At 68.4% G+C, this 21,875-nt stretch carries 20 protein-coding genes and 5 pseudogenes; 12 read left to right on the top strand and 13 right to left on the bottom strand.

The window, feature by feature from the left end; translation table 11 throughout:
* Positions 1-817 precede the first annotated feature (817 nt).
* Positions 818-1,036 (top strand): hypothetical protein, encoded by a 219-nt coding sequence (locus tag AB0H86_RS07125; protein ID WP_362433986.1) that lies wholly within the window; start codon positions 818-820, stop codon positions 1,034-1,036.
* A 472-nt stretch (positions 1,037-1,508) separates the two neighbouring features.
* Here the strand turns inward: AB0H86_RS07125 and AB0H86_RS07120 are convergent, their stop codons facing one another.
* Both AB0H86_RS07120 and AB0H86_RS07115 read right to left on the bottom strand, forming a co-directional pair.
* On the bottom strand, positions 1,509-1,877 hold the full coding sequence (locus AB0H86_RS07120) for a helix-turn-helix transcriptional regulator (RefSeq protein ID WP_362433983.1): 369 nt from the start codon (positions 1,875-1,877) through the stop codon (positions 1,509-1,511).
* A 67-nt stretch (positions 1,878-1,944) separates the two neighbouring features.
* Positions 1,945-2,334: a hypothetical protein gene (locus AB0H86_RS07115; RefSeq protein ID WP_362433980.1), complete on the bottom strand. Its 390-nt coding sequence runs from the start codon at positions 2,332-2,334 to the stop codon at positions 1,945-1,947.
* Between the two features lie 237 nt (positions 2,335-2,571).
* Here AB0H86_RS07115 and AB0H86_RS07110 point away from each other — a divergent pair.
* Positions 2,572-2,877, top strand: a pseudogene (locus AB0H86_RS07110) (transposase); the annotation flags it as partial.
* Positions 2,878-3,037: 160 nt separating this feature from the next.
* On the opposite strand, the gene AB0H86_RS07105 reads toward AB0H86_RS07110, so the two are convergent.
* Both AB0H86_RS07105 and AB0H86_RS07100 read right to left on the bottom strand, forming a co-directional pair.
* Positions 3,038-3,190, bottom strand: a complete 153-nt coding sequence (locus AB0H86_RS07105; protein ID WP_362435295.1) for a hypothetical protein — start codon at positions 3,188-3,190, stop codon at positions 3,038-3,040.
* 34 nt (positions 3,191-3,224) lie between these two features.
* Positions 3,225-3,449 (bottom strand): annotated as a pseudogene (locus tag AB0H86_RS07100) (Lrp/AsnC ligand binding domain-containing protein); the annotation flags it as partial.
* Between the two features lie 207 nt (positions 3,450-3,656).
* Between AB0H86_RS07100 and AB0H86_RS07095 the strand changes: the two are divergent.
* Positions 3,657-4,649: pseudogene (locus AB0H86_RS07095) on the top strand (aldo/keto reductase).
* Here the strand turns inward: AB0H86_RS07095 and AB0H86_RS07090 are convergent.
* Positions 4,646-4,882 carry a hypothetical protein gene (locus AB0H86_RS07090; protein WP_362433977.1) on the bottom strand — a complete coding sequence of 79 codons (237 nt, stop codon included), beginning with the start codon at positions 4,880-4,882 and terminating at the stop codon, positions 4,646-4,648. The pseudogene AB0H86_RS07095 and the gene AB0H86_RS07090 overlap by 4 nt on opposite strands.
* Positions 4,883-5,294: 412 nt before the next feature.
* Between AB0H86_RS07090 and AB0H86_RS07085 the strand changes: the two are divergent.
* Together AB0H86_RS07085 and AB0H86_RS07080 are read left to right on the top strand one after the other, a co-directional pair.
* Positions 5,295-5,561 (top strand): annotated as a pseudogene (locus AB0H86_RS07085) (transposase family protein); the annotation flags it as partial.
* Positions 5,562-5,693: 132 nt separating this feature from the next.
* Positions 5,694-6,257 carry a DinB family protein gene (locus AB0H86_RS07080; protein ID WP_362433974.1) on the top strand — a complete coding sequence of 188 codons (564 nt, stop codon included), beginning with the start codon at positions 5,694-5,696 and terminating at the stop codon, positions 6,255-6,257.
* Positions 6,258-6,281: 24 nt separating this feature from the next.
* Here the strand turns inward: AB0H86_RS07080 and AB0H86_RS07075 are convergent, their stop codons facing one another.
* On the bottom strand, positions 6,282-7,028 hold the full coding sequence (locus AB0H86_RS07075) for an alpha/beta hydrolase (RefSeq protein ID WP_362433971.1): 747 nt from the start codon (positions 7,026-7,028) through the stop codon (positions 6,282-6,284).
* A 93-nt stretch (positions 7,029-7,121) separates the two neighbouring features.
* Between AB0H86_RS07075 and AB0H86_RS07070 the strand changes: the two genes are divergently transcribed.
* Positions 7,122-7,664: a TetR/AcrR family transcriptional regulator gene (locus AB0H86_RS07070; RefSeq protein WP_362433968.1), complete on the top strand. Its 543-nt coding sequence runs from the start codon at positions 7,122-7,124 to the stop codon at positions 7,662-7,664.
* Positions 7,665-7,961: 297 nt separating this feature from the next.
* On the opposite strand, the gene AB0H86_RS07065 is transcribed toward AB0H86_RS07070, so the two are convergent.
* Both AB0H86_RS07065 and AB0H86_RS07060 read right to left on the bottom strand, forming a co-directional pair.
* On the bottom strand, positions 7,962-8,237 hold the full coding sequence (locus AB0H86_RS07065; protein ID WP_362435202.1) for a VOC family protein: 276 nt from the start codon (positions 8,235-8,237) through the stop codon (positions 7,962-7,964).
* A 297-nt stretch (positions 8,238-8,534) separates the two neighbouring features.
* Positions 8,535-10,295 carry a CocE/NonD family hydrolase gene (locus AB0H86_RS07060; RefSeq protein ID WP_362433965.1) on the bottom strand — a complete coding sequence of 587 codons (1,761 nt, stop codon included), beginning with the start codon at positions 10,293-10,295 and terminating at the stop codon, positions 8,535-8,537.
* Positions 10,296-10,550: 255 nt separating this feature from the next.
* On the opposite strand from AB0H86_RS07060, the gene AB0H86_RS07055 reads away from it, so the two are divergent.
* On the top strand, positions 10,551-11,267 hold the full coding sequence (locus AB0H86_RS07055; RefSeq protein WP_362433962.1) for a helix-turn-helix domain-containing protein: 717 nt from the start codon (positions 10,551-10,553) through the stop codon (positions 11,265-11,267).
* Between the two features lie 326 nt (positions 11,268-11,593).
* Here the strand turns inward: AB0H86_RS07055 and AB0H86_RS07050 are convergent, their stop codons facing one another.
* The 4 genes from AB0H86_RS07050 to AB0H86_RS07035 form a co-directional block, all read right to left on the bottom strand.
* On the bottom strand, positions 11,594-13,150 hold the full coding sequence (locus tag AB0H86_RS07050) for an FAD-binding oxidoreductase (RefSeq protein ID WP_362433959.1): 1,557 nt from the start codon (positions 13,148-13,150) through the stop codon (positions 11,594-11,596).
* Positions 13,151-13,220: 70 nt separating this feature from the next.
* Positions 13,221-13,982 (bottom strand): MerR family transcriptional regulator, encoded by a 762-nt coding sequence (locus AB0H86_RS07045; RefSeq protein WP_362433956.1) that lies wholly within the window; start codon positions 13,980-13,982, stop codon positions 13,221-13,223.
* Between the two features lie 145 nt (positions 13,983-14,127).
* Positions 14,128-14,565 (bottom strand): HIT family protein, encoded by a 438-nt coding sequence (locus AB0H86_RS07040; protein ID WP_362433954.1) that lies wholly within the window; start codon positions 14,563-14,565, stop codon positions 14,128-14,130.
* 23 nt (positions 14,566-14,588) lie between these two features.
* Positions 14,589-16,094 (bottom strand): amidase, encoded by a 1,506-nt coding sequence (locus AB0H86_RS07035; RefSeq protein WP_362433952.1) that lies wholly within the window; start codon positions 16,092-16,094, stop codon positions 14,589-14,591.
* A 1,350-nt stretch (positions 16,095-17,444) separates the two neighbouring features.
* Between AB0H86_RS07035 and AB0H86_RS07030 the strand changes: the two genes are divergently transcribed.
* From AB0H86_RS07030 to AB0H86_RS07020, 3 genes and pseudogenes are all read left to right on the top strand, one after another.
* Complete coding sequence (locus AB0H86_RS07030; RefSeq protein ID WP_362433949.1) at positions 17,445-17,987, top strand: SigE family RNA polymerase sigma factor; 543 nt, start codon at positions 17,445-17,447, stop codon at positions 17,985-17,987.
* A 29-nt stretch (positions 17,988-18,016) separates the two neighbouring features.
* Positions 18,017-18,802 carry a hypothetical protein gene (locus AB0H86_RS07025; RefSeq protein WP_362433946.1) on the top strand — a complete coding sequence of 262 codons (786 nt, stop codon included), beginning with the start codon at positions 18,017-18,019 and terminating at the stop codon, positions 18,800-18,802.
* A gap of 144 nt (positions 18,803-18,946) precedes the next feature.
* Positions 18,947-19,345 (top strand): annotated as a pseudogene (locus AB0H86_RS07020) (DUF6283 family protein); the annotation flags it as partial.
* 25 nt (positions 19,346-19,370) lie between these two features.
* Here the strand turns inward: AB0H86_RS07020 and AB0H86_RS07015 are convergent.
* The gene (locus tag AB0H86_RS07015; protein ID WP_362435199.1) at positions 19,371-19,907 is read right to left on the bottom strand and encodes an IS5 family transposase; all 537 of its coding nucleotides are present in this window, start codon (positions 19,905-19,907) and stop codon (positions 19,371-19,373) included.
* A gap of 299 nt (positions 19,908-20,206) precedes the next feature.
* Between AB0H86_RS07015 and AB0H86_RS07010 the strand changes: the two genes are divergently transcribed.
* On the top strand, positions 20,207-20,884 hold the full coding sequence (locus AB0H86_RS07010; protein WP_362435196.1) for a DUF3159 domain-containing protein: 678 nt from the start codon (positions 20,207-20,209) through the stop codon (positions 20,882-20,884).
* A 229-nt stretch (positions 20,885-21,113) separates the two neighbouring features.
* Entirely contained in the window at positions 21,114-21,767 is a 654-nt protein-coding gene (locus AB0H86_RS07005; protein WP_362433943.1) for a TetR family transcriptional regulator, read from the top strand.
* The last annotated feature ends 108 nt before the right edge of the window (positions 21,768-21,875 follow it).

Genomic DNA, 21,875 nt, shown 5'->3' with positions numbered 1-21,875 from the left:
GAGGTCACGTGCCGTGGCCGGGGCGGTGCCGGGACCGTGTGGGCATGGCCGGGTCCACCCTGCCGGTCGAGGCGGCCCGGTGGGCTCGGTCGCGCTCGCTGCGCGGGAACCTCAGGGTGAGGTCGAGTCCTTCGACCTCACCGCGCCAGCCTTCGTCGATCGCACGTTGGCGGCGGGTCAACAAGAGACACCGGCCCGTGCCCCGCGCAAGCCCCGTCGGCGTCTCCACCCTCAACTCCGGGACTCAGGAACCCTGGAGGACAACGCCGATCTCGTCATCCTCCTGCACCGCAAGGACGGCCTACGAGAAGGACTCGCCCCGCGCCGGCCTGCGCAGGTAACGGCCTGGACTTGGTCCGAGAAGCGGCCGCACTCCGGACATGCAGCCCCGGCAGCGCGGCCTCTCGCCACCACTCCGACCGTGCCGAACGCGGACGTAGCCGCCTCGACATCCACGTTGTCTATCCCGTCGAACACCAGCGAGTCCCAGAACGGTGCATCGGTCTGCATGACCAGCACCATCACCGTCCACGACCAACCGCAGCAGCGGCCGTCAGACACGTGATGGGACGTCAATTCTGATCGGACGACAAGGCGTACGCGGTCTCACGCGACCTCGTCTCCTGGCAATCGAACATCGAGATAACGTTCTGTGACGACTCCTCAAGATCTGCGCCAGAACCTCGTTTCCATCTAAAAAGCTCTTTTGGTGACGCCCGCCACTGCCTCATTGCCTCCCCCGGCCCCGTCCCCACGGACGACACGCCCAACCGGCTGTAAGATCACCGGCCTTGCCGCGGAAGGTGCACTGCTTGCCATGTCCCGCCGCCGGGCAGAGACGGGACATGGGGGCGCGCCGGGGGACTGCATCCGCTCCGCGTGGCACTCGTCCTGGCTGCCGCGAGGCGTCCTGGCGTCCGCACCGGCGAGCGCCGCCAACAGGCCGGCGGCGTCGTACGTCACCGGCCGCGGCGTCCTCAGCGACGACTGGGGGGACGAGAACCTGCTCGACGCCCCGCAGGCATCCGCGCAGTAACCTTGTCGGCCTGTGGCAGTGCGTGCTGTGGGCGGACGGTTTCCTCCCCCCGGGTCTTCGTCACCTGCCGCTATGACGCCCACACTCGTGCGGTCACCCGCGTCTGCCAGGGCAACCAAGGCCTGGTCGCCGACGGGGTCACGGGAGCCCAGACCTCCGGCTTCGCGGGCGGCAGAGTGATCTCCCGGCCGTCCCGGACGGTCTACGACGGCGAGTGATACGCCCTGCCAATGCGCCGCACCAGCGCGGGCGTCTACGCGGTGTACGACGAAGAGCGCTTCGTCCCGCTACGCACCGACGCGGCCGCTGTGCACGTCTGCCGGGACGCTCACTGATCCACGCCCGAGGATGCGCGGGCGCCGGCACCGAGCTGACGGCCGGGCAGCCGCACGCTGGTGCGCGCGTCTTCGGGGCTCAGCAGGGCCAGCGATGAGGCCGGCAGCAGTGCCGTCCCCAGCAGGGCCGAGCACGGTCATCCGGTACCTCGGACGGAGGGTCGCACCAAACGCCGCAGGTACGGGGCTGCCTCCCCGTCCCGGGCCAGGGGCCCTGTCCCTCCCGGCGCCGACTGCCGGGCGACGCCGGTCGCGGCCGCCTCCCACAGCGGCCGCAGCCGGCCGTCCTCCTGCGAAGCGAGACGTCCGAGGGTGTCCACGGCCTCCCACGGCGGCATCGTCCGGCCGGACAGACAACGGTGCCACGAGGCCGTGCTGTAGCCCGTCTTCCGGGCGAGCTGGGCGAAGGTCCAGCCGCGTGGCGGTCCTTCAGGTGCCGCAACGCGTCCAACATCCGCCGGTAACGCGTTCCGAAGGTCCTCGGACGCAGGCCTTCGCAGCGTCACGTCCGACACCGGGCACTATCGGGCACACATAACCCGGCCCGCCGTGCGGACGCACCCGAGCCCGCCCTCAGCAGCCCGCCTTGCCGTCGATGTAGACCGTCCTCACGGTGTCCGGCCAAAGTACCCGCTGCTCGTAGGGTGCCAGGCAGATGCCGTACACGTGGCCGTCGCCTGCGGCGGTCATGTGCAGGAGCGCCCTCTCCTCGTTGAGGGCGCTGTAGACGGCGTAGGCACCGTACGCGTCCGGTCCCAGCTCCTGGGGGAAGCCCGTCACGCCCCGGTACGAACCGGTCGGCTGCCCGTGCGCCCAGTCGTCCGCCGTTTTATAGAAGCAGACGTCGAGCTCGGCGCAGCCGGGGTCGACGCGCGCCGCGGCCGACGGAGCTCCCGCAGCAAGGGCGGCGGCGACGAGCGCGCCGGCCATGGCCGTGGTCATCATCTTTTCCCCAGGTCCCATGGACATCAGACCAACACACAAGATGTGAGAAGTAGAAGGAGTTTTTCGGTCCGCCGTTGTCCATGAGCGGTATTTGTGATCAGTAGATGGTGGTCTGGCCTGGACTGATCAGTTTGGAGTGCGGCTGTGGGCGTTGTCCGGAGTGGGGTTCTGATCTGCGGCTTTGTCAGTTGGCTGGTTGGATGATCAGGTCGTGTCATCTGTGCTGCGCAATGTTCAGTTTCAGTGATCATTGGTATGCCGAGGTTCCCCCGACATGCGGGGCGTAGTGACAGAGGGTCAGAGGGGTCTCATGAGAGGAGTCCAGACGATGCCTGCACCGAGGAAGTACCGCTGGAGTTGCGTGAGTGCGCGGTCCGGATGTACCGGGCCGCCGAGCCGAAGCCCGTGATCCGCCGCATGGCCGAGGAACTCGGTGTGCACCATGAGGCTCTACATAACTGGATCCGCCAGGCCGAGGCCGACGCCGGCGAACGGAACGACCTGCTCACCACCGAAGAGAAGAACGAGCTGGCTCAGCTGCGGCGCGAGGCGCGGGAACTGTGACGGGCGAACGAGGTCCTGCGGACGGCGTCGGCTTTTTTCGCGGCCCAGCTGTGCGCCACGAGGCGCGATGTTGATCGAGAGGTGGCGGTATGAACCGCTCCGGGTCTGATGGAGGCTCGGGCCTGTACCGAGTTGGGTGGAGTCGAGTTGCTTGGTTTCACGCTACCGGTGGGGTGCGGAGTTCGTACTCCACCGGGCTGAGCATGCCCAGTGCGGAGTGTCTGCGCCGGCGGTTGAGCAGTTCGACCTGGACGCGTGCCCAGAAGGACTCCATCTTCGCGTTGTCCTCGCAGTTCCCGATGGAGCCCATCGAAGGCAGCAGGTCGGAGGCCGACTTGGCGCACGGCGGGGAGCACGCCGACCTTGGTAGTGATGAAGGTGTACAGGTCCTCGGTGTCCCTGCAGGTGACAGTGACCAGCAGATTGGCCGCGCCGGTGACAGCGGCCGTGAACGTGGTCTCGGGATGCAGCGATAGTGCGGTGCCGGTCGCATCGAGATCGGCCGGGGTGACGGTGAGCCAGAGGCATGCGGTGGCGTGAAAGGCGAACTGGGCCGGCGCGAGGTCCACCGCGATGTGTAGTGCCCCGGAGGACAGCCCTATGGCGACCTGTTGCCGGTGGACCGTTTCACCCGCCCCCGCCACCGCCGCGCCTGACCCGCCGGCGGGGGCCGGTCCTCCGGCTTGACTTCGAGCACGCTCCAGGTCCTAGCGTCGGAGGCGTTCGCCAGCCCTCGAGGTACCGCCCGGTCCGCCGGGCAGGAGGAGTATCCGCGCATGATCACCCGAACCACGCTCGGCTCGCCCGGTCTCACCGTCAGCGCGATGGGCCTGGGGTGCATGGGGATGAGCGAGAGCTACGGCGCCGCCGACTGGGACGGCGGCCTGGCCACCATCAACCGGGCCCTGGAGCTGGGCATCACGTTCCTGGACACCGCCGACGCCTACGGCACCGGGCACAACGAGGTGCTGGTGGGCCGGGCCATCCACGGCCGCCGGGACCAGGTGCAGCTAGCCACCAAGTTCGGCATCGACCGCAGCGCCGGCGACCGGGCACGCCGCATCCGCGGTGCCCGGGACTACGTGCTGCGCTCCTGCGACGCCTCGCTGCTGCGGCTGGGCGTCGAGGTGATCGACCTGTACTACGCCCACCGCCCGCCCCAGGACGTGGAGATCGAGGAGACCGTCGGGGCGATGGCCTAGCTGGTCGAGGCGGGCAAGGTCCGCCATCTGGGCCTGTCCGAGGTCGACGGCGAGTTGCTGCGCCGGGCGCACGCGGTGCACCCGATCACCGCGGTGCAGAGCGAGTACTCGCTGTGGACCCGCGACGTCGAGGCGGTCACCCCGGTGATGGCCGAGCTGGGGGTCGGGTTGGTGCCGTACTCGCCGCTGGGGCGGGGGTTCCTGACCGGCAGCCTGGACCGCTCCACGCTGGGCGAGAAGGACTTCCGGCGCACCAACCCCCGCTTCGCCGGCGAGGCGGGCGAGGCCAACGAGAAGATCGCGCAGACCGTGCGCGAGGTGGCCGACCGGCTGGGTGCCACCCCGGCCCAGGTGGCGCTGGCCTGGGTGTACGCCCAGGCCGAGCGGCTCGGGGTGGCGGTGGCGACCATTCCGGGCACCCGCAGCCCGGCCCGGCTGGAGCAGAACGCGGCCGCGCTGGAGCTCACCCTGGACGCCGAGGCGCTGGCCGCGCTGGACCCGCTGAGCGACCAGGTGATGGGCGAGCGCTACACCCCCGCGCACACCGCTGAGGTCGCTCGGGGTTAGCCGGTGGGCTCGACGCGCACGACGTCCAGCTCGACGACGTCGTTGACGTCGCGCCCACCGGTGACCTCGCCGGTCACGACCAGCCGGGGTCGGGCCAGCGGTGCCCCGTCCTGCTCGACGGCCAGGATCGCCCGGTTGCCGGAGCCCGGGGCGATCGCGCCGTAGGAGACCAGCGCCTGGTACCCGTCCGCGCCCACCGCGAGCACGCCGACGCTCAGCTGGGGTGTCGTCAACCGATCACCTGGCCGCTGAACGCGGCGCGATGCCGGGTATGCCGAGGTCGACCGGCGCGACCCTGGCGAGCCGACGGGTCTGGTCTCGCTTCTGGCACAGGAAGGACGACCAGGCAGGCGGGGCTCTCACCCACGGCTAACCGTGGCGTTCGCCGCCGCAGCCGTCATGTTCGTAGCCGGGGCGGCTGTCACGATCCTCGCCGTCAACGCCAAAAAGCAGCACAACGGCGGGGACAGCGTTCCCGTGCACATGGGCTGAGCGGCCCCGGAAGAGGCGTACTCGGATGAACCGCCCACTGAGCTTCTGCGAGCCGGCCACCGATCAGGTGACGGTTCCGGAGCGCAACGAGCGAGGCCCCCGAGCTGGTGATCGAGATGTCTGACGTCTCAACCACGCTGCTCGGGGGCCTCGTTGGTCATCTATCCTGCCGCACTCGACCTGCCGCATGCGCTCGTGGAGTGGGTGACGATGCTCGTCGTCACCCGTGAGGACGACCGGCGCTGCAAGCTGCGCCCGCCCCAGCGTGCGATGGTGGCACTGGTGTACCTGCGCGAACACACCACTCTGGCGAGGATCGCTGCCGGGTTCGGTATCAGAGAGTCCACCGCCCACGCCTATGCCAGCGCGGTCATCCACCTGCTCGCCGAACGTGCGCCGGGGCTGCTGAAGGTCCTGCAATCGATTGCCAGCGAAGGCCGATCGATTGACTTCTGTGCCATTTAGGGATGACCGTCTGCGGGGTTTGTGATAGTGGAGGATGACCGCAGACGGCGACGATCACTCTGCTCGACGGGTCTGTAGTGTGCGGCAATGACAAGAAGCGAGCGGCTCGCGGAGCAGTTGGACTGGTACTGGCGCAAGAACCTGCGGCCACGGCTGGACGGTCTTACTGACGAGGAGTACTTCTGGGAGCCGGTGCGCGGCTGCTGGAGCATCCGCCCACGTGACACGTCGGCCGCACCGATGTTGGAAGGCTCGGGGGAATGGACGATGGACTCCGCGTCCCCTGCCCCGGTGCCGGCACCGGTGACCACGATTGCCTGGCGGCTGGCGCACATCATCGTCTCGTGCCTGGGCTATCGGGTCGGATGGTACTTCGGCGGCCAGGACGTCGACTCCCAGACATTCGCCTACGCGGGGACCGCTGACGAGGCGCTGGAACAGCTCGATGAGATGTATGGGGGATGGAACGCGGGGGTCCGCGAGCTATCGGACGCTGACCTGGACAATCCGCCCACGGTGGGTCCCGAGCGGTTTCCCATGGAGAACAGGGTCCTGCACGTCAACAGGGAGCTGATCCATCACGGCGCCGAGATCTCCCTGCTGCGCGACCTCTACCGCTGGCAGGACGGAGCCGGACCGCACCGAATATGACTTTCGGTAACCGGCGATCGGATGTCATGCGGGCAGGGAGTCCCAGAATCGGTTGAGTACCTCCGCGCCCCGGTCAGGGTCCTGGAGCATCCAGTAGTGGGTGAGGTGGTCCAGTTCCACTGCCTGTGCTCCGGTTCGCGTGGCCATGTCCAGGTCCATCGCGGGCTGTGCCATAGGATCGCCGGTCGGGATCAGGACGAGTCCCGGCGCGGGAGAGGGGCGGTCGAAGTCCTTGCCCCAGTCGGTGTGGAAGTTGGGCCAGGCCGAGCGGTAGAGCGTCAGGATGGCCTTGCTCATCTCCTCGTCGTGGGCGGTGTCGACTTCTGCCGCCAGTTCGGCGCTCATCCCCCGGGGGCGGAGGAAGTCGCCGAAGCTGGGGCTGCCGGGGGTCTGGGCGCGCAGCGACGCGAGCAGCTCCTCGCCCTCCGGGGTCTTCTGGAAGAGGGTGGCCGCCTCGTGCCACTGATAGTCGGGGTGCCAGCCGTGTGCGACGTCGGACACCCAGCTGCGTACCGGAACGTCGTAGGCGGAGACGATCCGCATCACCAGGTGTGCACCCCAGTCGTGGCCCACGAGGTCGACGGGCTCGCCGAAGGCGCGCAGTTCGTTCGCCAGCCAGTCGGCGTACGCCTCCTTGCCGTCCAGGTGAGCCGGGCGAGGGCTGCCGAATCCGGGCAGCCGCAGGGCCGTGGTGGGGCGGTCGATCCGCCCCCGGAGGTCGTTCCAGACGGAGGGCGTCTCCGGTACTCCATGGATGAACACAACGGTCATGACCGCTCCTGACGAAGTGAAGTGGATTGGTTATCGACTTAACCGTAGCACCAACCTGATAGGTTATCCACATAGGTATGCGAAGGAGGGATCATGAGGTCGGATGCCGCACGCAACAGGCAGAGGATCTTCGATGAGGCCCGCGGCGCCGTCATCGGCGGGGAGATAGCGCTTACCCTCAACGAGCTTGCGCGCAGGGCGGGCGTGGGGGTCGGGACGGTCTACCGGGTCTTCCCCACGCAGCGGGCCATGCTGGAGTCCGTCCTGGAAGAGGCGGTCCGAGAGCTCATCGATGCGGCGGCCGCAGCTGGCGGACACCCCGATCCCGCCAAGGCGCTCGTTGACTTCCTCCGCACGGCGCTCCTGACGGCCCTGGCGCAACCGGGCCTCACCGACGTTCTGATCACCGGGTCCGACGAGACGGACTCTCTGCACCGGGCCAAGGGAGAGCTGGTCGAAGTCACCTCCCACCTGCTCGCACGCATCCGCCCTGCCCCTGCCCTCACCGGCGAAAACCTGCTCAAGCTCCTGTGCGGCCTGATCCACGCCGTCAGCGAGCACCCGGCGGAGCGGCAGGGGGACGCGATCGACAACTACCTCGACATCCTCCGGGCCGGCATCGCACCCAGCCTCTGACGACCGGGGCTCTGGGCGCGGGCTGGGCTCGAACTCGGACGTTGGGTCGGAGGCTGCATCGTGCCGCTCGTCATGCAGTCCTCCTTGATGTGGACGCGAAGGCGCTTCGGAGCACGGCGGGCTTATCGGATGCCCGCCGGTCGCCGGTCGCCGGTCGCCGGTCGCCGCTCGGCGCACGGACCGTTGGCACGCGCGCCCGAGCGGGGAAGATGGCGACTGTTCGTGAACATTGGCGAACGCGACCGCAAGGTGTGAGAGCCCGCTGCGGTGTCGCGTCCGTCCGGAACCGTGTCGCGGTCAGGCGTCTTCGCCGGTGGTTTCGATCAGCTCGATGGCCGGCCCATGGGCCAGACCGTCCAGGTACACGAAGCGTGTCTGCCCTGCGATGGTTGCCTCGAAGGTGACACGACCTGCCTCTCCCGTCGCTCGCAGCGATTCGAGGCACTGGTCGATGCTTCCCACCACGTAGGCGAGGTGGTGGACGCCTTCACCGTGGAGGTCGAGGAACTGAGTGTACGGCGAGCGGCCATCGAGCGGCTGGATCAGTTCGATCTCCGAAGATCCCGTCCTGATGAAGCCGTAACGGGCAGACCTTTTCCCCGTGAAGTTCGGCTTTGGAGAATTTCAGATCCGTTATCTGCTCTGTGTTGGCCCCCCACCGTTTCTCGTAATCGGCGACGGCGCGGTCGAAGTCTTCCACGATGATGCCGACGTGAAAGAGAGGCGGAAGGCTGATGGGCACGGGTATCCCCTCGGTTCGATGAACTGAGCTGTTTCCGACCTGTCGTTCGCGCTGGTCGGTGGGTTGTCGGTGGCGGTGCTCCGCCCCGTGAGCCAACGCGACGAGGATGTCCAGCGGTGTGGCGTTCCTCAGCGCCGCGCACGGGCCGGGGGCAGCGTGAACGTGGCTGGGCCGGGCTTCAGCTGCGCCGCGTTGATCTGCGTGAAGGTGTCGAGCCACGGCGCCCGGTCGCCACCAGTCGCGATGTCTTCAGCCGGGTTGTCCAGGGGCAGCTGGAGACGGGCGTTACTGATCCGGATCTTTTGCTTGGAGGGGGTGTCGAGCCAATCGCCGGTCCGCACCGAGCCGATCTCCACGGCGAGGCGGTGGCCGGCCCGCAGGGTCCAGTCGGTCGACTTCAGGCCGATGTCCAGCCTGTCCCGGTCCAGCCGGGAGACTCGCTCGTCGAATGCGACAGCGTTGCCGTCCTCGTCCACGTCGTACAGCTTGACCATGACGTTCCCCTCACCCTTGGCCGTCATGGTGATTCGGGGCGTGCCGGTGACCCGGGTGGCCGTCTCGAGAGGCCCGGACCAGACGAGGAAGCTTCCAGCGTCACGACCGGATTCCTCTTCTGGGGACGTCGGCTGCGAACCCGCTCCGCTGTCCACGTACGAGCCGTTGCCGAGACGGAGGTTCGCGGAGCGCTTCGCTGTGGGCCAGGACTTCTCCGCGCGCCAGTTGCCCAGGTTGTCCTGGACGGCGTAGTTCGGGTACTGGATCTTCGGGTCGATGCCCTTGAGGTGTTCGTCGAAGAAGGACAATGTCTCCTTGAACCAGTTCGCGCGGCCCATCGCGAGCTTCCCGTCCTGTGTGCGCTCATTGCCGCGCACGTGGCCCCAGGGGCCGATCCAGGCCCGCTGGGGGCCGCGGTGATTGTCGAGGAACTCCTCCATCCCCACGGGCAGGGTGTTGGTCTCGGCGGTGCCTTGGGTGAAGAGAAGGGGAGTGGGGGTGTCCTTCGCGTTCCTGGCCGGGCTGCGGTCCTTCCAGTACGGGTCGTCCGGGTCACCGATGGAGGGGCCGAAGGAGTTGAGCACCAGGCACTCGGGGTGCTTCTTCTCGTACGCGGCGTTGGTCCGGTACCGCTTGTCCTCGTCCGGCAACTGGGCCAGGCCGGCAATGCGGTTGTAGCTGGTGGGCAACTGGACGCTGTTCGGGCGGGGCACGCCGTTGGAGTGGAGCTGCTGATACAGATCCCAGATGGGCTCCTGGGCGACGACGGCTTTCAGTGCGTCGTGTTTGACGTTGTTGCCGAGGAGACCGGTGTAGGCGTCGAAGGATTTTCCGTACATTCCCACCGCGCCTGTGGACCAGGGCTGTTTCGCGCTCCAGTCGATCGCGGCCTTGACGTCGGCCTGGTCTCCGGGCCCGCCGAGGTCGAGACATCCGGTGGAGCCGCCGAAGCCGCGCGTGTCCACCATGACGAAGGCGTACCCCTTGTCGAACAGGTCGGTCCCCTCCAGGAGGTCCTGAAAGCGCTCCGAGGGGCCGGCGTGCTCCTCCTCGACCTCCATCTCCCCCGAGTGACCGAAGTACGCGCCGGCCGACATGATGACGGGCACCTTCGCACCCTCGGGGAGCTTCTCAGGAAGCAGAACGTCGGCGTGCAGCTCGGTCTTGGAGCCGTCCGAGGAGGGGAAGTAGTGCTGGGTCCAGCGCGCCCCCTCCGGCACCCGCTCGTTCTCCTCGTGCGTGACCGAATCGGTAGCAGTGGCGACGGTCGTCCTCCCGGTTCGGCCGCCGTCGGTTGCCTGGTCCGGCGCGGCGACGGCTGCCCCTATGAGGCCGCAGGTCAGAGCGCAGGCCGTGAGCAGGGCTGCGGCGGTGGCGGCTGGTCGTTTCCTCATGCGGTACTCCGGAGCTCGGGTAGGGGTGGGCTCGGAAGGGGATCACTCGCTGCGCAGGTCGGCCTTGCACAGCGAGTGGCAAAGGCCACCGCGCGGCGGGATCCCTTGTCACTTAGTGACAGTGTCACTAAGTGACAGATATTGCAAGTGGATGCACTTGAGTCCGGATCGAGGCGCGCGCACTAGCTGGCGTGCAGCGTCACTTAATGTCAATATGGCACTGAGTGAGCGCGATGGTGAAAGGGTGGCGAAAAGATGGCCGACGACGTGGTATCGACCGAACGCAGCCGTGGCGGGATGAGTGAGCAGCGCCGCCGTCGTGTACGTCTGGAGATCTCGCGGGAGGCGGCACGCCTGTTCTGGGCGCAGGGCGTCGACGGCACGAGCGGTGACCAGATCGCCGAGGCGGTGGGCCTGTCGACCCGCACCATCTGGCGTCATTTCCGAAGCAAGGAGAGCTGCGCGGAGCCGATCGTTGCGCAGAGCGTGGAGTGGGAACTGGCCACTCTGCGCAGTTGGCCGCTGAACCGCTCTTTGGAGGAGCACTTCGCCACGGAGGCGAAGCGGTTGGTCAGCGAGATCAGCCCTTCGGGGCAGGCCGATGCCGGGCTGGGCGTCAAGATGATTCGATTGGCCGAGACCGAACCGGCCCTGCGCACGGCCTGGCTGATGGCCTGCGACCAGGTGGAACACGAACTGGCAGCGGTCATCGCGACTCGCCTCGGACTCAAGCCCGACGACCTACAGGTACGTCTGCACGCCGCGGCCGCCGCGGCCGCCCTGCGAGTCATCAATGAGTACGTCGGAGCCGGCCTTCTGGACGGCACCGATCCGCGGAAGCTCGGTGACGAGAGTTTCGCTTTCATTGCGGACGCTGTCCGCACGGCCACCGGGGGCGCCGTGGGCGACCCGGTCCAGGTCGACGAGGCGCCCGCCGCGCCGGACGAGGGCGCCGCCGATCGACAGGAGTAAGCGGTGCCCCCTGAGCGGCACACTCCGATGGGCTCAGCCACGGAGGCGGGAGGGGACACGGCCGCTGCTGCACGTACTGTGTACGCCGCTCAACCGCGGATCTCCCAGGGCACGACAACGCCGTAGCGCCCATATGAACTCTGTGGCCCAGGGCGCTATTTCGGCCAGTCCGACGAAGACCCCGGCTCTCCATCCCGGATACAGCGGCCGGTGGCGCCTGACCCTGCCCGGCGCCCTGGACCCGGGGAGGGCTTCTTCCCGGGCGACGAACAGGACCTTCGACAAGCCCTACCGTCCCAGTTCAGAGGCGCTCCCCGGCTATCTGATCACCCGTCGGACGGCCCCCTTGGTGAAAGCCCGAGGCCAACGTGGCCAGTGTCCGACGACCCGATGCCGTTCTCCGGCGGGACCGCCGGCCCCCTCGGATGCTCCGGCTCCACGCCTGACACGGGCCTGGAACCGGCGTCGGCACTCCCGCTGGGGAGCGGCGTGGCGGCGAAGACGGAGTCCGGGTCGACCGCAGACTTCACGGCTAGCAAACGCTCGGTGTTCGGCCCGTAGGACTCCGCGACCTGGTCGGGAGTCTCCGGCCCCAGGAAGTTCACGTAGCCACCCGGCAACGAGAACGGCTCAAGCGCCGCGTGCAACGCTTCCAGCCAGCGAAGGTGCGGGGACCTGCCATCGCCGGCTCCTGCGTTGCTCTTGCTTTCGCCCTCCCACAATGAGATCAGCTCGACCATCAGGTGCGGTTCGCGTCGGCCGAAAGCCGTCGAGCCGAGGGGCAGCCGGGCGGCGGCACCATGGAACTGATGCCACACGATCGCGGAGAACGGTGAGGTGAACTCCTGGGCAGCCCGGTCCAGGACGGTCGCGATGGAGCCGGAGATGCTCTGGACGGTGCGCGTGCGAATCGCGCCCATCCGCCCGGGTGGGAACATGGTGTCCGTCGCGGCCAACGCCGCGGAACGGGCGACCGGTCCAATCTCGGCCAGCACGGGTGTACCGAGTCTGGCCAGGGCACGCACCGGCCCGTTCTCGGCGTTCCCCACCTCGATGTCCCCCGACCAGGTCGGCGCGACGTACACCGTCGGCTTCCCGTCCGGGCCGGGAAGGAACCCCACGTCCACCGTCAGCTCATCCGGACAGTCCTGAAGGATCCCACCGAGGTCGGCGAGAATGTCGGCGCTCTGGATGATCGGGTACAAGATGGTGCCCGACACGACTGTCGGCACGGGGTGCAGACGGATCCGCGCCGAGGTCACGACACCGAAATTGCCTCCGCCGCCGCGCAGCGCCCAGAAGAGGTCCGGATGATGGTCGGCGTCGGTGTGCACTCGTGAACCGTCGGCCAGGACGACTTCGGCGCCGAGCAGGTTGTCGGCCGCGAGCCCGAACTGCCCGATCAGGGGGCCGTATCCGCCGCCGAGCGTGAGGCCGACCATGCCGACGGCGCCCGCCGTTCCGGTGACCGCCGTCAGGCCCGCCCGCTCGGCAGCGGATACGACGTCGGACGAGAGTGCCCCGCCACCTACCGTCGCGAAACGGCGGCCGATGTCGACCTGAACTCCCCGCATGTCAGTCAGATCGAGAACCAGTCCGCCGGGACGGAACGCCCGTCCCCAGAAGTCATGACCCCCGCCGCGTACCGAGATCGGCACCCCGTGGTTGCGAGACGCGCGTATCGCGGCCTGCACGTCAGCGGTGGTCGCGCACCGCACGACGACAGCAGGACGGACATCGACCGCTGCGTTGAACAACGCCACTGCTTTTGCGTACTCCGGCCCGTTGGTGAGCACACGGCCCGCAGGGATTCTGGACCGCAGCTCAGCCAGCAAGGCAGTGCTGACTGCGTCGCGGGCATCTGCATGGGCATGGGACTGCATTGTCACTCCTGCGTGTCGCTTACGGGTGCGGCCGTCGACGGCGACGGCATGGAGCCGGAAACCGGCGCGGTCAACGAAGTTCGGTAGCGTTCCGCCTCGGTCGAGGCTGGGTGGACTCGTCCACGATCACGTGGGTCCGGTGCAAAACGTCGAGCTGCGCCGGGTTGTACAGCTCACGCAGGACCGTCTCCATGGTCTCTCGAACGAATTTCTCCCCCCTCGGGGCGTCCGTGTACAGGTCGGGCAGGTCCGGGTGGTCCTGCCGCAGCCGACGCAGGTAGGGCACCATCCGCTCCACGAGGTCTTGGCGGATGAGCTCGCCTGCGTCAGCGGGCAGTTCGTCGAACTCCCGGTTGATCGGGTGAGCAGGCAGATTGCGCACCAGTGCACCGTAGGCTTGCAGCTGCTCCCCGTTCATCAACCGGGTCATGACCAGCAGGAGCGAGCGGTCGGTCTCGGACAGGGCCGTTGCTTCGCCGGGCGTGAGTTCCGTAGGCAGGTCGGCCGGGGCACGCAGGTCGATCAGTGCCGCGAGTTCGAGCCGGGCCCGCTGCAGCCGTTCGATGGTCGCGGCCAGCTCCGCGTCGAGCGTGCGCAGTGCCTGCCCGGGGTGCTCACCCTCGTCCACCGTCTCCGCGATCTGGTTCAGCGAGAACCCGAGATCGACCAGACGCTTGATCCGCAGCAGGCGGACCAGGTGCGGCACGCCGTACTGCTTGTAGCCGTTGGCGCGGCGCTCGGGCTCCGCCAGCAGCCCGACCTCGTGGTAGTGCCGTACCGCCCGCAGACTGGTGCCGGCCAGCTCGGCGATCTCCCGGGTACTCCAACTCATGGCCCTCAGCCAACACGGTGCCGCTACGGCACAGTCAAGTCCCGCCTCTGCCGCTCACGATCGGCATCGCGATCGGGACCGGGCTGGTGCTGTTCGGCTTCCGGCTCGCGGCAGCTGGGCAGTGCGCGGTCGCACGAGTTCCGGTTCACACTCCGGGGTCAAAGTCCCGTGCCTGTTCATAACCGAGTTCCAGCAGGGCGGCACGGAGCTTTGCTGCTGCTTCAGCCAAAGCTGACTGATCCTCCTCCTGCTTGGCCTTGCTGAAATCAAAGTCGGACATGTCCCAGACCGGCGCGACATGTATATGCAAATGCGGTACCTCAAAGCCTGCGATGACGAGGCCGGCACGCGGAGCGTTCCAAGCCCGCTGCACCCCTTGCCCCACGGCCTGGGCTACCTCGAAGCAACGCGTCAGAAGGGTCCCGTCAGCGTCCGTCCACCGGTCGACCTCACGCCGCGGCACAACAAGAGTGTGACCAGGCCGCAACGGAGCGATGGACAGAAAAGCGACGATGTCCGGATCCTGCCAGACGAAGCGTCCGGGCAGCTCGCCGACGATAATGCGTGAGAATACAGTAGTCATACGTGAAATTGTCCTCAGAGGCGTCAGGGCGCGGACGGCGAATCGGGCAACGACGGCCAGAGATGCGACCATGGCTGCGCCCGCTCCAATTGCGCGGCCAGTGCCAGCAGCTCGGGCTCCGACCCCGGGCGCCCGACGAACTGGATACCGAGCGGCAGCCCACTCGACGTCCGGTAGAGCGGCACCGACGACGCCGGGCGCCCGGTCACGTTCGCCAGCTGGGTGAAGGGCGCGGGCTCAAGGTTCGCGACGGCCAGTTTCTCGACGAGGTTCATCCGCCCCAGCACACCGCCGATCCGGGCAGCCAGCAGCCCCCGTGCGGCGAGCCGGACCGGCAAGGCGAGATCGAACTCGCCGATCGGCCACGCCGGCCGGGCCATGGTCGGGGTGAGCAGCATGTCGTAGCGCTCGTGGAACCGGGCCAGCGCCCGGGTGTGCTGGTGCCAGCGGGACTGCGTGGCCAGATACTCCGGCGCCGAAAGGCTCCGGCCGATCGCAGCCATCATCCGGGTCTCGATCTCGAAGTCGCCCTCGGCACAGCCGGTGAACTCCCGTGCGGCCGTGACCTCGGCGGCGACCATCGCGAACCAGGCCGTGAGGAAGTCGGTGGCCAGGCGCTGCCCGTCGATGGCCGGGGCGGACTCCTCCACGACGTGTCCGAGTCCGGTGAGCAACTCCCCCGCATCCCGAACCAAGGCGGCGGCCTGCGGATCAACCGGTCCGCCAAGCGGGGACACCGTGCTCAGCCCGATCCGCAGCGGGCGTGGGTCGTCGACGACGGCCTCGGCGTACGGACGCTCCGCCGGAGCCGCCCGGTACGGGCCCTCCGGTGCGGAGCCGGCCAGCACGTCGAGCATCGCGGCGGAGTCACGGACCGTGCGCGACAGCACGCCCTGCACCGCGGCGCCATGGAAGACCTCGTCGACCTCCGGCCCGGACGGGACGACGCCCCGCCCCGGCTTGAGCCCGAACAGCCCGCAGGCCGCAGCCGGAATCCGGATGGAGCCCCCGCCGTCGTTCCCGCCCGCGACCGGCACGACTCCGGCCGCGACGGCCGCCGCGGACCCGCCGGAGCTGCCACCGGGCGTCCGCGACGGATCCCAGGGGTTGCGGGTCGGGCCCCCCGCGACCGGCTCGGTTATCGCGCGAGCACCGAACTCGGGGGTCGCGGTCCGGCCGAACACGACCAGACCGGCGTCGAGCCAACGCTGTACCACCGTGGACGTCTCCGGGCGCGGGAAGCGCGCCAGCGATCGATTCCCACTGCCGGTCGGAACCCCGGCGAGGTGCTGATCCAAGTCTTTGATCAGGAACGGGACGCCGGCGAACGGGCCTGCCAGTGGACTGCGAGCGCGGGTACGGGCATCGTTGTCGAGTCGGTGGCGGATCGCGTTGATCGTCGGCTCGACGGCGTCGGCACGGGCAATCGCCGCCTCGAGCAGTTCAACCGGGCTCACCGCCCCGGACTTCACCAGCTCGGCCAGCCCGACGGCATCGTGCTCCCGGTACTCATCCCAAGTGATACCCATACGAGTGCTCCCATCAGAGCGATAAGGGGCCCGGTCCGAGGCATGTCCAACGTCACGACGCCTCGGCCATCGGCGTCCCGGCTACGACCTCGCGCAGGTCTCGGTCGGCCGGTCACGACCGCGTCAGACACTGCGTAGCGATGTTGATCAGCCATGGCCTGAGTCAACACTGTGCCGCGACGGCACACTCAAGCTCATGGATGGATGGCGGGATCACCCCACACGCCGAGTTCTGGGCGCAGCACCGGAGGCGGGCACGCGGTGACGGTCGGGCTGACCGGAGGCAGAAGGGGTGTCCGGCTGCCGGGCCGGCGTAGGCCCGTCCGCCTTCTTGCCATGCAAGTTGACGTCGTCAGTGGGCTGCGGCTGACGCGCGCCATTTCGCGCGGTCTGGCCTTCCCGGCCCCGACCTGGCGTCTGACCCTCACGTCGTCCGCGACGTACTCGCGCAGGTCCTCGGACATCGGCGTCCGACGACCCGCACCCGCGCCACCTCGACGGCCGCGACCTCTACGGAAAGTCGGCGGCGAACTGAGCGAGACGGCTGGCGCGGGACAGGTCGACAGCGATCGCCGAACCGCCGTACGGACCGTGACCTGATGACGAGCGACTCGCTGGGCGGGGGGTTCGCCGCGATGTGACTCAGGTCATGTCGCGCGAGGCGGCTATCTGGTGCGTTGGGCCTGCCGGAAGTAACGGATTTACCGCCGGGAGAAGAAGGCGCGGGAACTACTGGCGGGAACTGCCCGCCGGTACCCGAATCTCTTCGCCCATTGGTGGTTCGGTCTCAAGCCTGATGGCTGGATGATGGGAGCCGTGTGAGCCGATGGACTCCCGCACGGTTCTGCGAGCGGCGGTGCGTGAGATTGCCGCCGCCGACTCAACTACTTCAAGCACGCGGTCTGCAAAGCCGCCCTGAGCTCCCTGGCCAGTTTCACGCGGCATCGGGTGATCAGCTGGTGGATGGCACTGCGCCGCTGGAAGTGGAAGGACGTCCGCCGACGGTTCACCGACCACACCGGTCGGTGGCAAAAGCCCTCGGCAGACGGGATCGAACTGTTCGACCTCCAAGCGGTGACGGTCACCCGCTACCGCTACAGAGGCAACACGACCTCCAACCCCTGGACCCCCCGCGCGAACGGCAGAGTCCGTGGAGAGCCCGGTACTCGGAGACGGGTACGCCGCGTTCGGCGAGCGGCACGGAGGAACGGACCGGTGGCAACACCGGCACCGCGCTCCGTGCCGACTCAACAGGCACCCCCCGCTCCGACTAGAACGCGGAAAATGATTCCGCGGTGAGGCAACGGTCTCGGCCTCTCATGGCCTCTTTTGAACATCTAGGAGGTGCTCATGGGGGTTCGAAAACAGGCCGGGGACAGAGAGTTCCAGGCCTTCGTCGTCGGCCGCTGGCCGCGGCTGATGCGCACGGCATTCCTGCTCACGGGGGAGCAGCACGCCGCGGAGGATCTGGTCCAGTCGACGCTGGAACAGGTCTATGTGGCCTGGCACAGGGTCGCCTCGGCCGACGACCCAGAGGCGTATGTACGACGAGTGATGATCAACGCGCATGCCCGCAGATACCGCAGGAAACTGCGGGAGTTCCTGGTGCCCAGGAGCGAGGACGCGGGCCTGACACACGAGGTGGCCGACACCGGTGACCGGATCGCCCAGGCCGACGACCGCCACACGCTGCTGAAGGCGCTGGCCGAACTGCCGACACGGCAGCGGGAAGCAGTGGTCCTGCGCTACTGGGAGGACCTCACCGAGACACAGACGGCCGAGGCGATGGACTGTTCGGTCGGCACGGTGAAGAGCAACGCAGCCAAGGGGATCGCGAAGCTGCGCGCCATATCGGGACTGGCGGAGACAGTGACGCAGGGAGGACGAAAGTGAAAAGCGCGGACTGGGAGACGAGCCACAACATGACACAGCACGACATCGCACTCCTGCTGGCCGACGCGGCCGACGAGGTGAAGATCGGCATAGCCCCCGCCCAGGCGCTGATTCGCGGCGGCCGCCGCCGCAAGGCCCGTCGCTGGGCGGTCGTGGCGACCACCACCCTGGTCGTGGCCGGCTCCACGGGGGCTCTGGCGCTGACGGGGCTGTCCGGTGACGGGGACCGGGGGGTGTCGCCGGCGAGCCGGCCGGTCGCCAGCACGGAGGCGTCCGAGCCGCACATGCGGACGACCCTGGCGAGCGGCACCGACGCGGGAGTGCCGTGGAGGGTGTACATCGACGTGTGGAAGGCTCCGGCGGACACGGCGGAGGCCCAGGCCACCCTGGCGGCGATGGCGGAGTTCGGCGAGCACCCGGAGGACGTCTCCACGGCCTCCGAACTGGTGGGCAAGGTCGCGCACTTCGTGCACCGGGTCACCGGTGAAGAGGCGAGGACCACTCAGATCGCGGACATGGCGCTACCTGAGGGCGACGTCCTGTCCGGCGGCGAGTCCGGGACCGTCTCGCTCCCGCTGCTCCCCGGGAACGGCACGGCCCCGCGCCTGGTGATTGGCCAGGTCGCCAAGACCGCCCGGGAGGTCACCTGCACCTGGAAGGACGGCACGTCTACCAAGGTCGGCCGTGCGTCCGCGGCCACCGAGGCGAACGCCGCCGTTCCGGTCATCCACAGCCCCAAGCACTCGCCCTACGACTGGTTCGTCTGCCTGGCGCCGAAGTCCACCGCGTACGAGGGGATCAAGGTGACGAAGTAGACGAAGCGGGAGACCGAGTGCGGGGAGCCGAGGCCGGACGACGGTTCGCGACGCCCGGCGGCCCCCGGAGCCCCGTCCGGGCCGGGCCGGGGCTCCGGAAGACGCCCGCGGCACCGGGGGCAGGGGGAGGCCCCTGCGCAGCGCCCCTGCAAGAGCTGTCCCTATCGACGCGACGTACCCGCAGGGATCTGGGTCAGTGAGGAATACGCGAAGCTCCGGCGCTACGACGCCGAAACTCCAGACCAGCCCGCAGGGCTGTTCCAGTGCCATCAGGCCGATGCCGACAGTGCTGTCCGGCGTGTTTGTGCTGGCTGGGCTGGATGCCACGAGGGTGAGGAACTACTCGCCCTGCGGCTGGCGGTGCTCGACGGTTGCATCGACGCCGCCACGTACAGGACTGTGGTCGAGTACGTGTCGCCGGTGCCCCTGTTCCCTTCAGGCAGCGAAGCCGCTGCTCACGGTGAGGCGGGCATCGCTGCGCCAGTCAAGGAGGCCCGCCGCCTGATCAACAAGATTGCTCGGACACGCAACGACCTGGTGTAGTAACGGTTGTTGGTCATGAGCGGAGTCAGATGAGGAGCGCGGCGACCGTCACGGTGCCGAGGAAGACGTATCCGCGCTTGTCATAGCGGGTGGCGACGGCTCGGAACTGTTTGATCTTGTTGATCGCTCGCTCGACGGTGTTCCTGGCTTTGTATCGGGTCTTGTCAAAGCCGGGCGGTCGGCCACCGTCTGAACCCCTGTGCCAGCGAGCGGCCTTGGAGTCGTTCTTCTCGGGGATCACGTGTCGGATGCCGCGGCGACGCAGGTAGGAGCGGATGAGGCTGTTGCTGTATGCCTTGTCGGCGCCGACGCTGTCTGGAAGGCACCGTGGCCGGCCCACGCCGAGCCGGGGAACGCGGATCTTGTCCATGACGGGCTCGAACTGCGTGCAGTCCGCCCGCTGGCCGGGCGCGACGACCAGGGAGAGCGGGCGGCATCTACCGTCCGCACTCAGGTAGATCTTCGTGGTCAGTCCGCCGCGGGAGCGGCCGAGAGCTTCGCCTGCCGTTCCGCCTCTGCCAGGAATAGGCGTAGGCGAATGTGCGCGCGCATGTGAACTGATTTTTGCGAGGCCCCTTTTGAAGCACCCAGAGGTGCTGATGGCGGAGCTGTCGGCGCGCCAGCGGGCGCGGGACAGGTGCCGCCCGCGCCCTTCTCCGCCAGCCGCGCGACAGCGATCGCCGCACCGTCGTACGGACCCTGATCGCCACGTGATGACGGGCGACTCGCTGAGCGGGGGTTTCGCCGAGGCGTGACTCAGGTCACGTCGCGCGAGGTGGCTTCGTTCGTCACTAGATGTCAAGATGTCACTTAGTGACGCAGAATTTCGCCCCCAAGACGAACCCGGAAGAGCTGATCACCATGCAGACCACCAGTCCCCACGAGGCGGCGACCGACATGCAGGCGGCAGACCAACGGACGAAGAAGTCGGCGCTCGAACAGGCGGGCGGCACCAAGGGGGTCATCTACTCGGCGCTGCCCGCCCTGGTGTTCGTCGTCGCCAACAACGCCGGTGGACTCAAGGTGGGCATCCTCGCCGCTCTACTCGTCGCCTTGGGCATCGCGGTGCAGCGGCTGATGCGCAAGGAGTCGATCCAGCCCGCGCTCGGCGGCATGTTCGGCGTGGCGATCGCCGCCGGCATCTCCTGGTACACCGGATCCGCCAAGGACTTCTTCCTCGTCGGCATCTGGCTGAGCCTGGCCGGCGCCGTCGCCTTCGTCCTCTCCGTGGTGCTGCGCTGGCCCCTGGCCGGCCTGATCTGGAACTCGGCGACCGGCAAGGGCACCGTCTGGCGGGCGGACAAGCGCTCGCGGATCTACTACGACATCGCCACCCTGGTGCTGGCCGCCATCTTCGGCGCCCGGTTCGCCGTCCAGCAGTACCTCTACCAGGCCGACGAGGTCGGCTCGCTGGGCTTCGCCAAGATCGCCATGGGCTACCCGCTCCTCGCCGTCGGCTTCCTGGCCGTCGCCTGGGCCGCCCGGGCTTCCGACAAGCGACTGAAGGCCGTCGGCCTGCTGCCCGCCCAGCGCAGCTAACCGACGCCCTCCCCGCTCCCCGTCCGTGCCGGACGGGCCCCCACGGCCCGTCCGGCACACGCGTCCGCACCGCGGAGCGACCACGGCCGATCTGGGCGTCGTCTCTTGTGGGGTTGCCGACCTCCGCACCGCCGCTGCGAGCACACGGCCGGGCACTTCCTGGCCCTTCGCCGGCATAGCCGCAGCCGAACGACGTCTTTGTCCCACGGCTGAATGACGAGGTGACCCCATGCAGGTGAGCAATCGCGTCGGACCTGGGATGAGCGAGCAGCGGCGCTGCCGGATCCGGTTGGAGATCTCTCGGGAGGCGTCGCGTCTCTTCTGGGAGCAGGGCGTTGCCGCGACCAGCGGCGACCAGATCGGCGAAGCAGTGGGCCTGTCGACGCGTACCATCTGGCGGCACTTCCGGAGCAAGGAGAGCTGCGCCGAACCGATCATCTTGCATGGCGTCGCGTGGGAGATGGCCGCCCTGCGCCGCTGGAAACCCGAACTCTCCCTCGATGACCATCTCGCCGATGAGATGAGCAGGCATGGCCGCGACGCCGACAGGGCGGAGCGCGCCGACGACGCGCTCGCGATGAAGATGATCGCGCTCAGCAGCAGGGAGCCCGCGCTCCGCACGGCCTGGCTGATGGCCTGTGACCAGGTAGAACGCGAGCTGGCCGGGAGCATCGCCGGCCGACTTGACCTGCCGGCCGACGACATCAGGGTGCAGGTGCACGCGGCGGCCGCCTCGGGCGCCCTACGGGTCGTCAACGAGGAGATCGGCGATGCCCTGCTCGGCGGTGCCGACGTGCGCCAGTTCGCACATGCGCACCAGCTCCTGGCCCAGGCGATCCGCAGTGCCACGGGAGGCGCCGTGGGGGACGCGGCTACGACCTGAGATCCGTACGCGACGACCCCGTCAGGTCGCACAAACACCGGCATTGAGTGTCCCGTTCGGCATGCGCCTGAGCGGGCTGCCCGCGCTGTTCGCCGTGTGTGACACAGG

This window comes from Streptomyces sp. NPDC050997, assembly GCF_040660135.1.
Taxonomy (GTDB): domain Bacteria; phylum Actinomycetota; class Actinomycetes; order Streptomycetales; family Streptomycetaceae; genus Streptomyces.
Note: the sequence above shows the minus strand (reverse complement) of the source record. Positions and strands in the feature narration are given on the sequence as shown.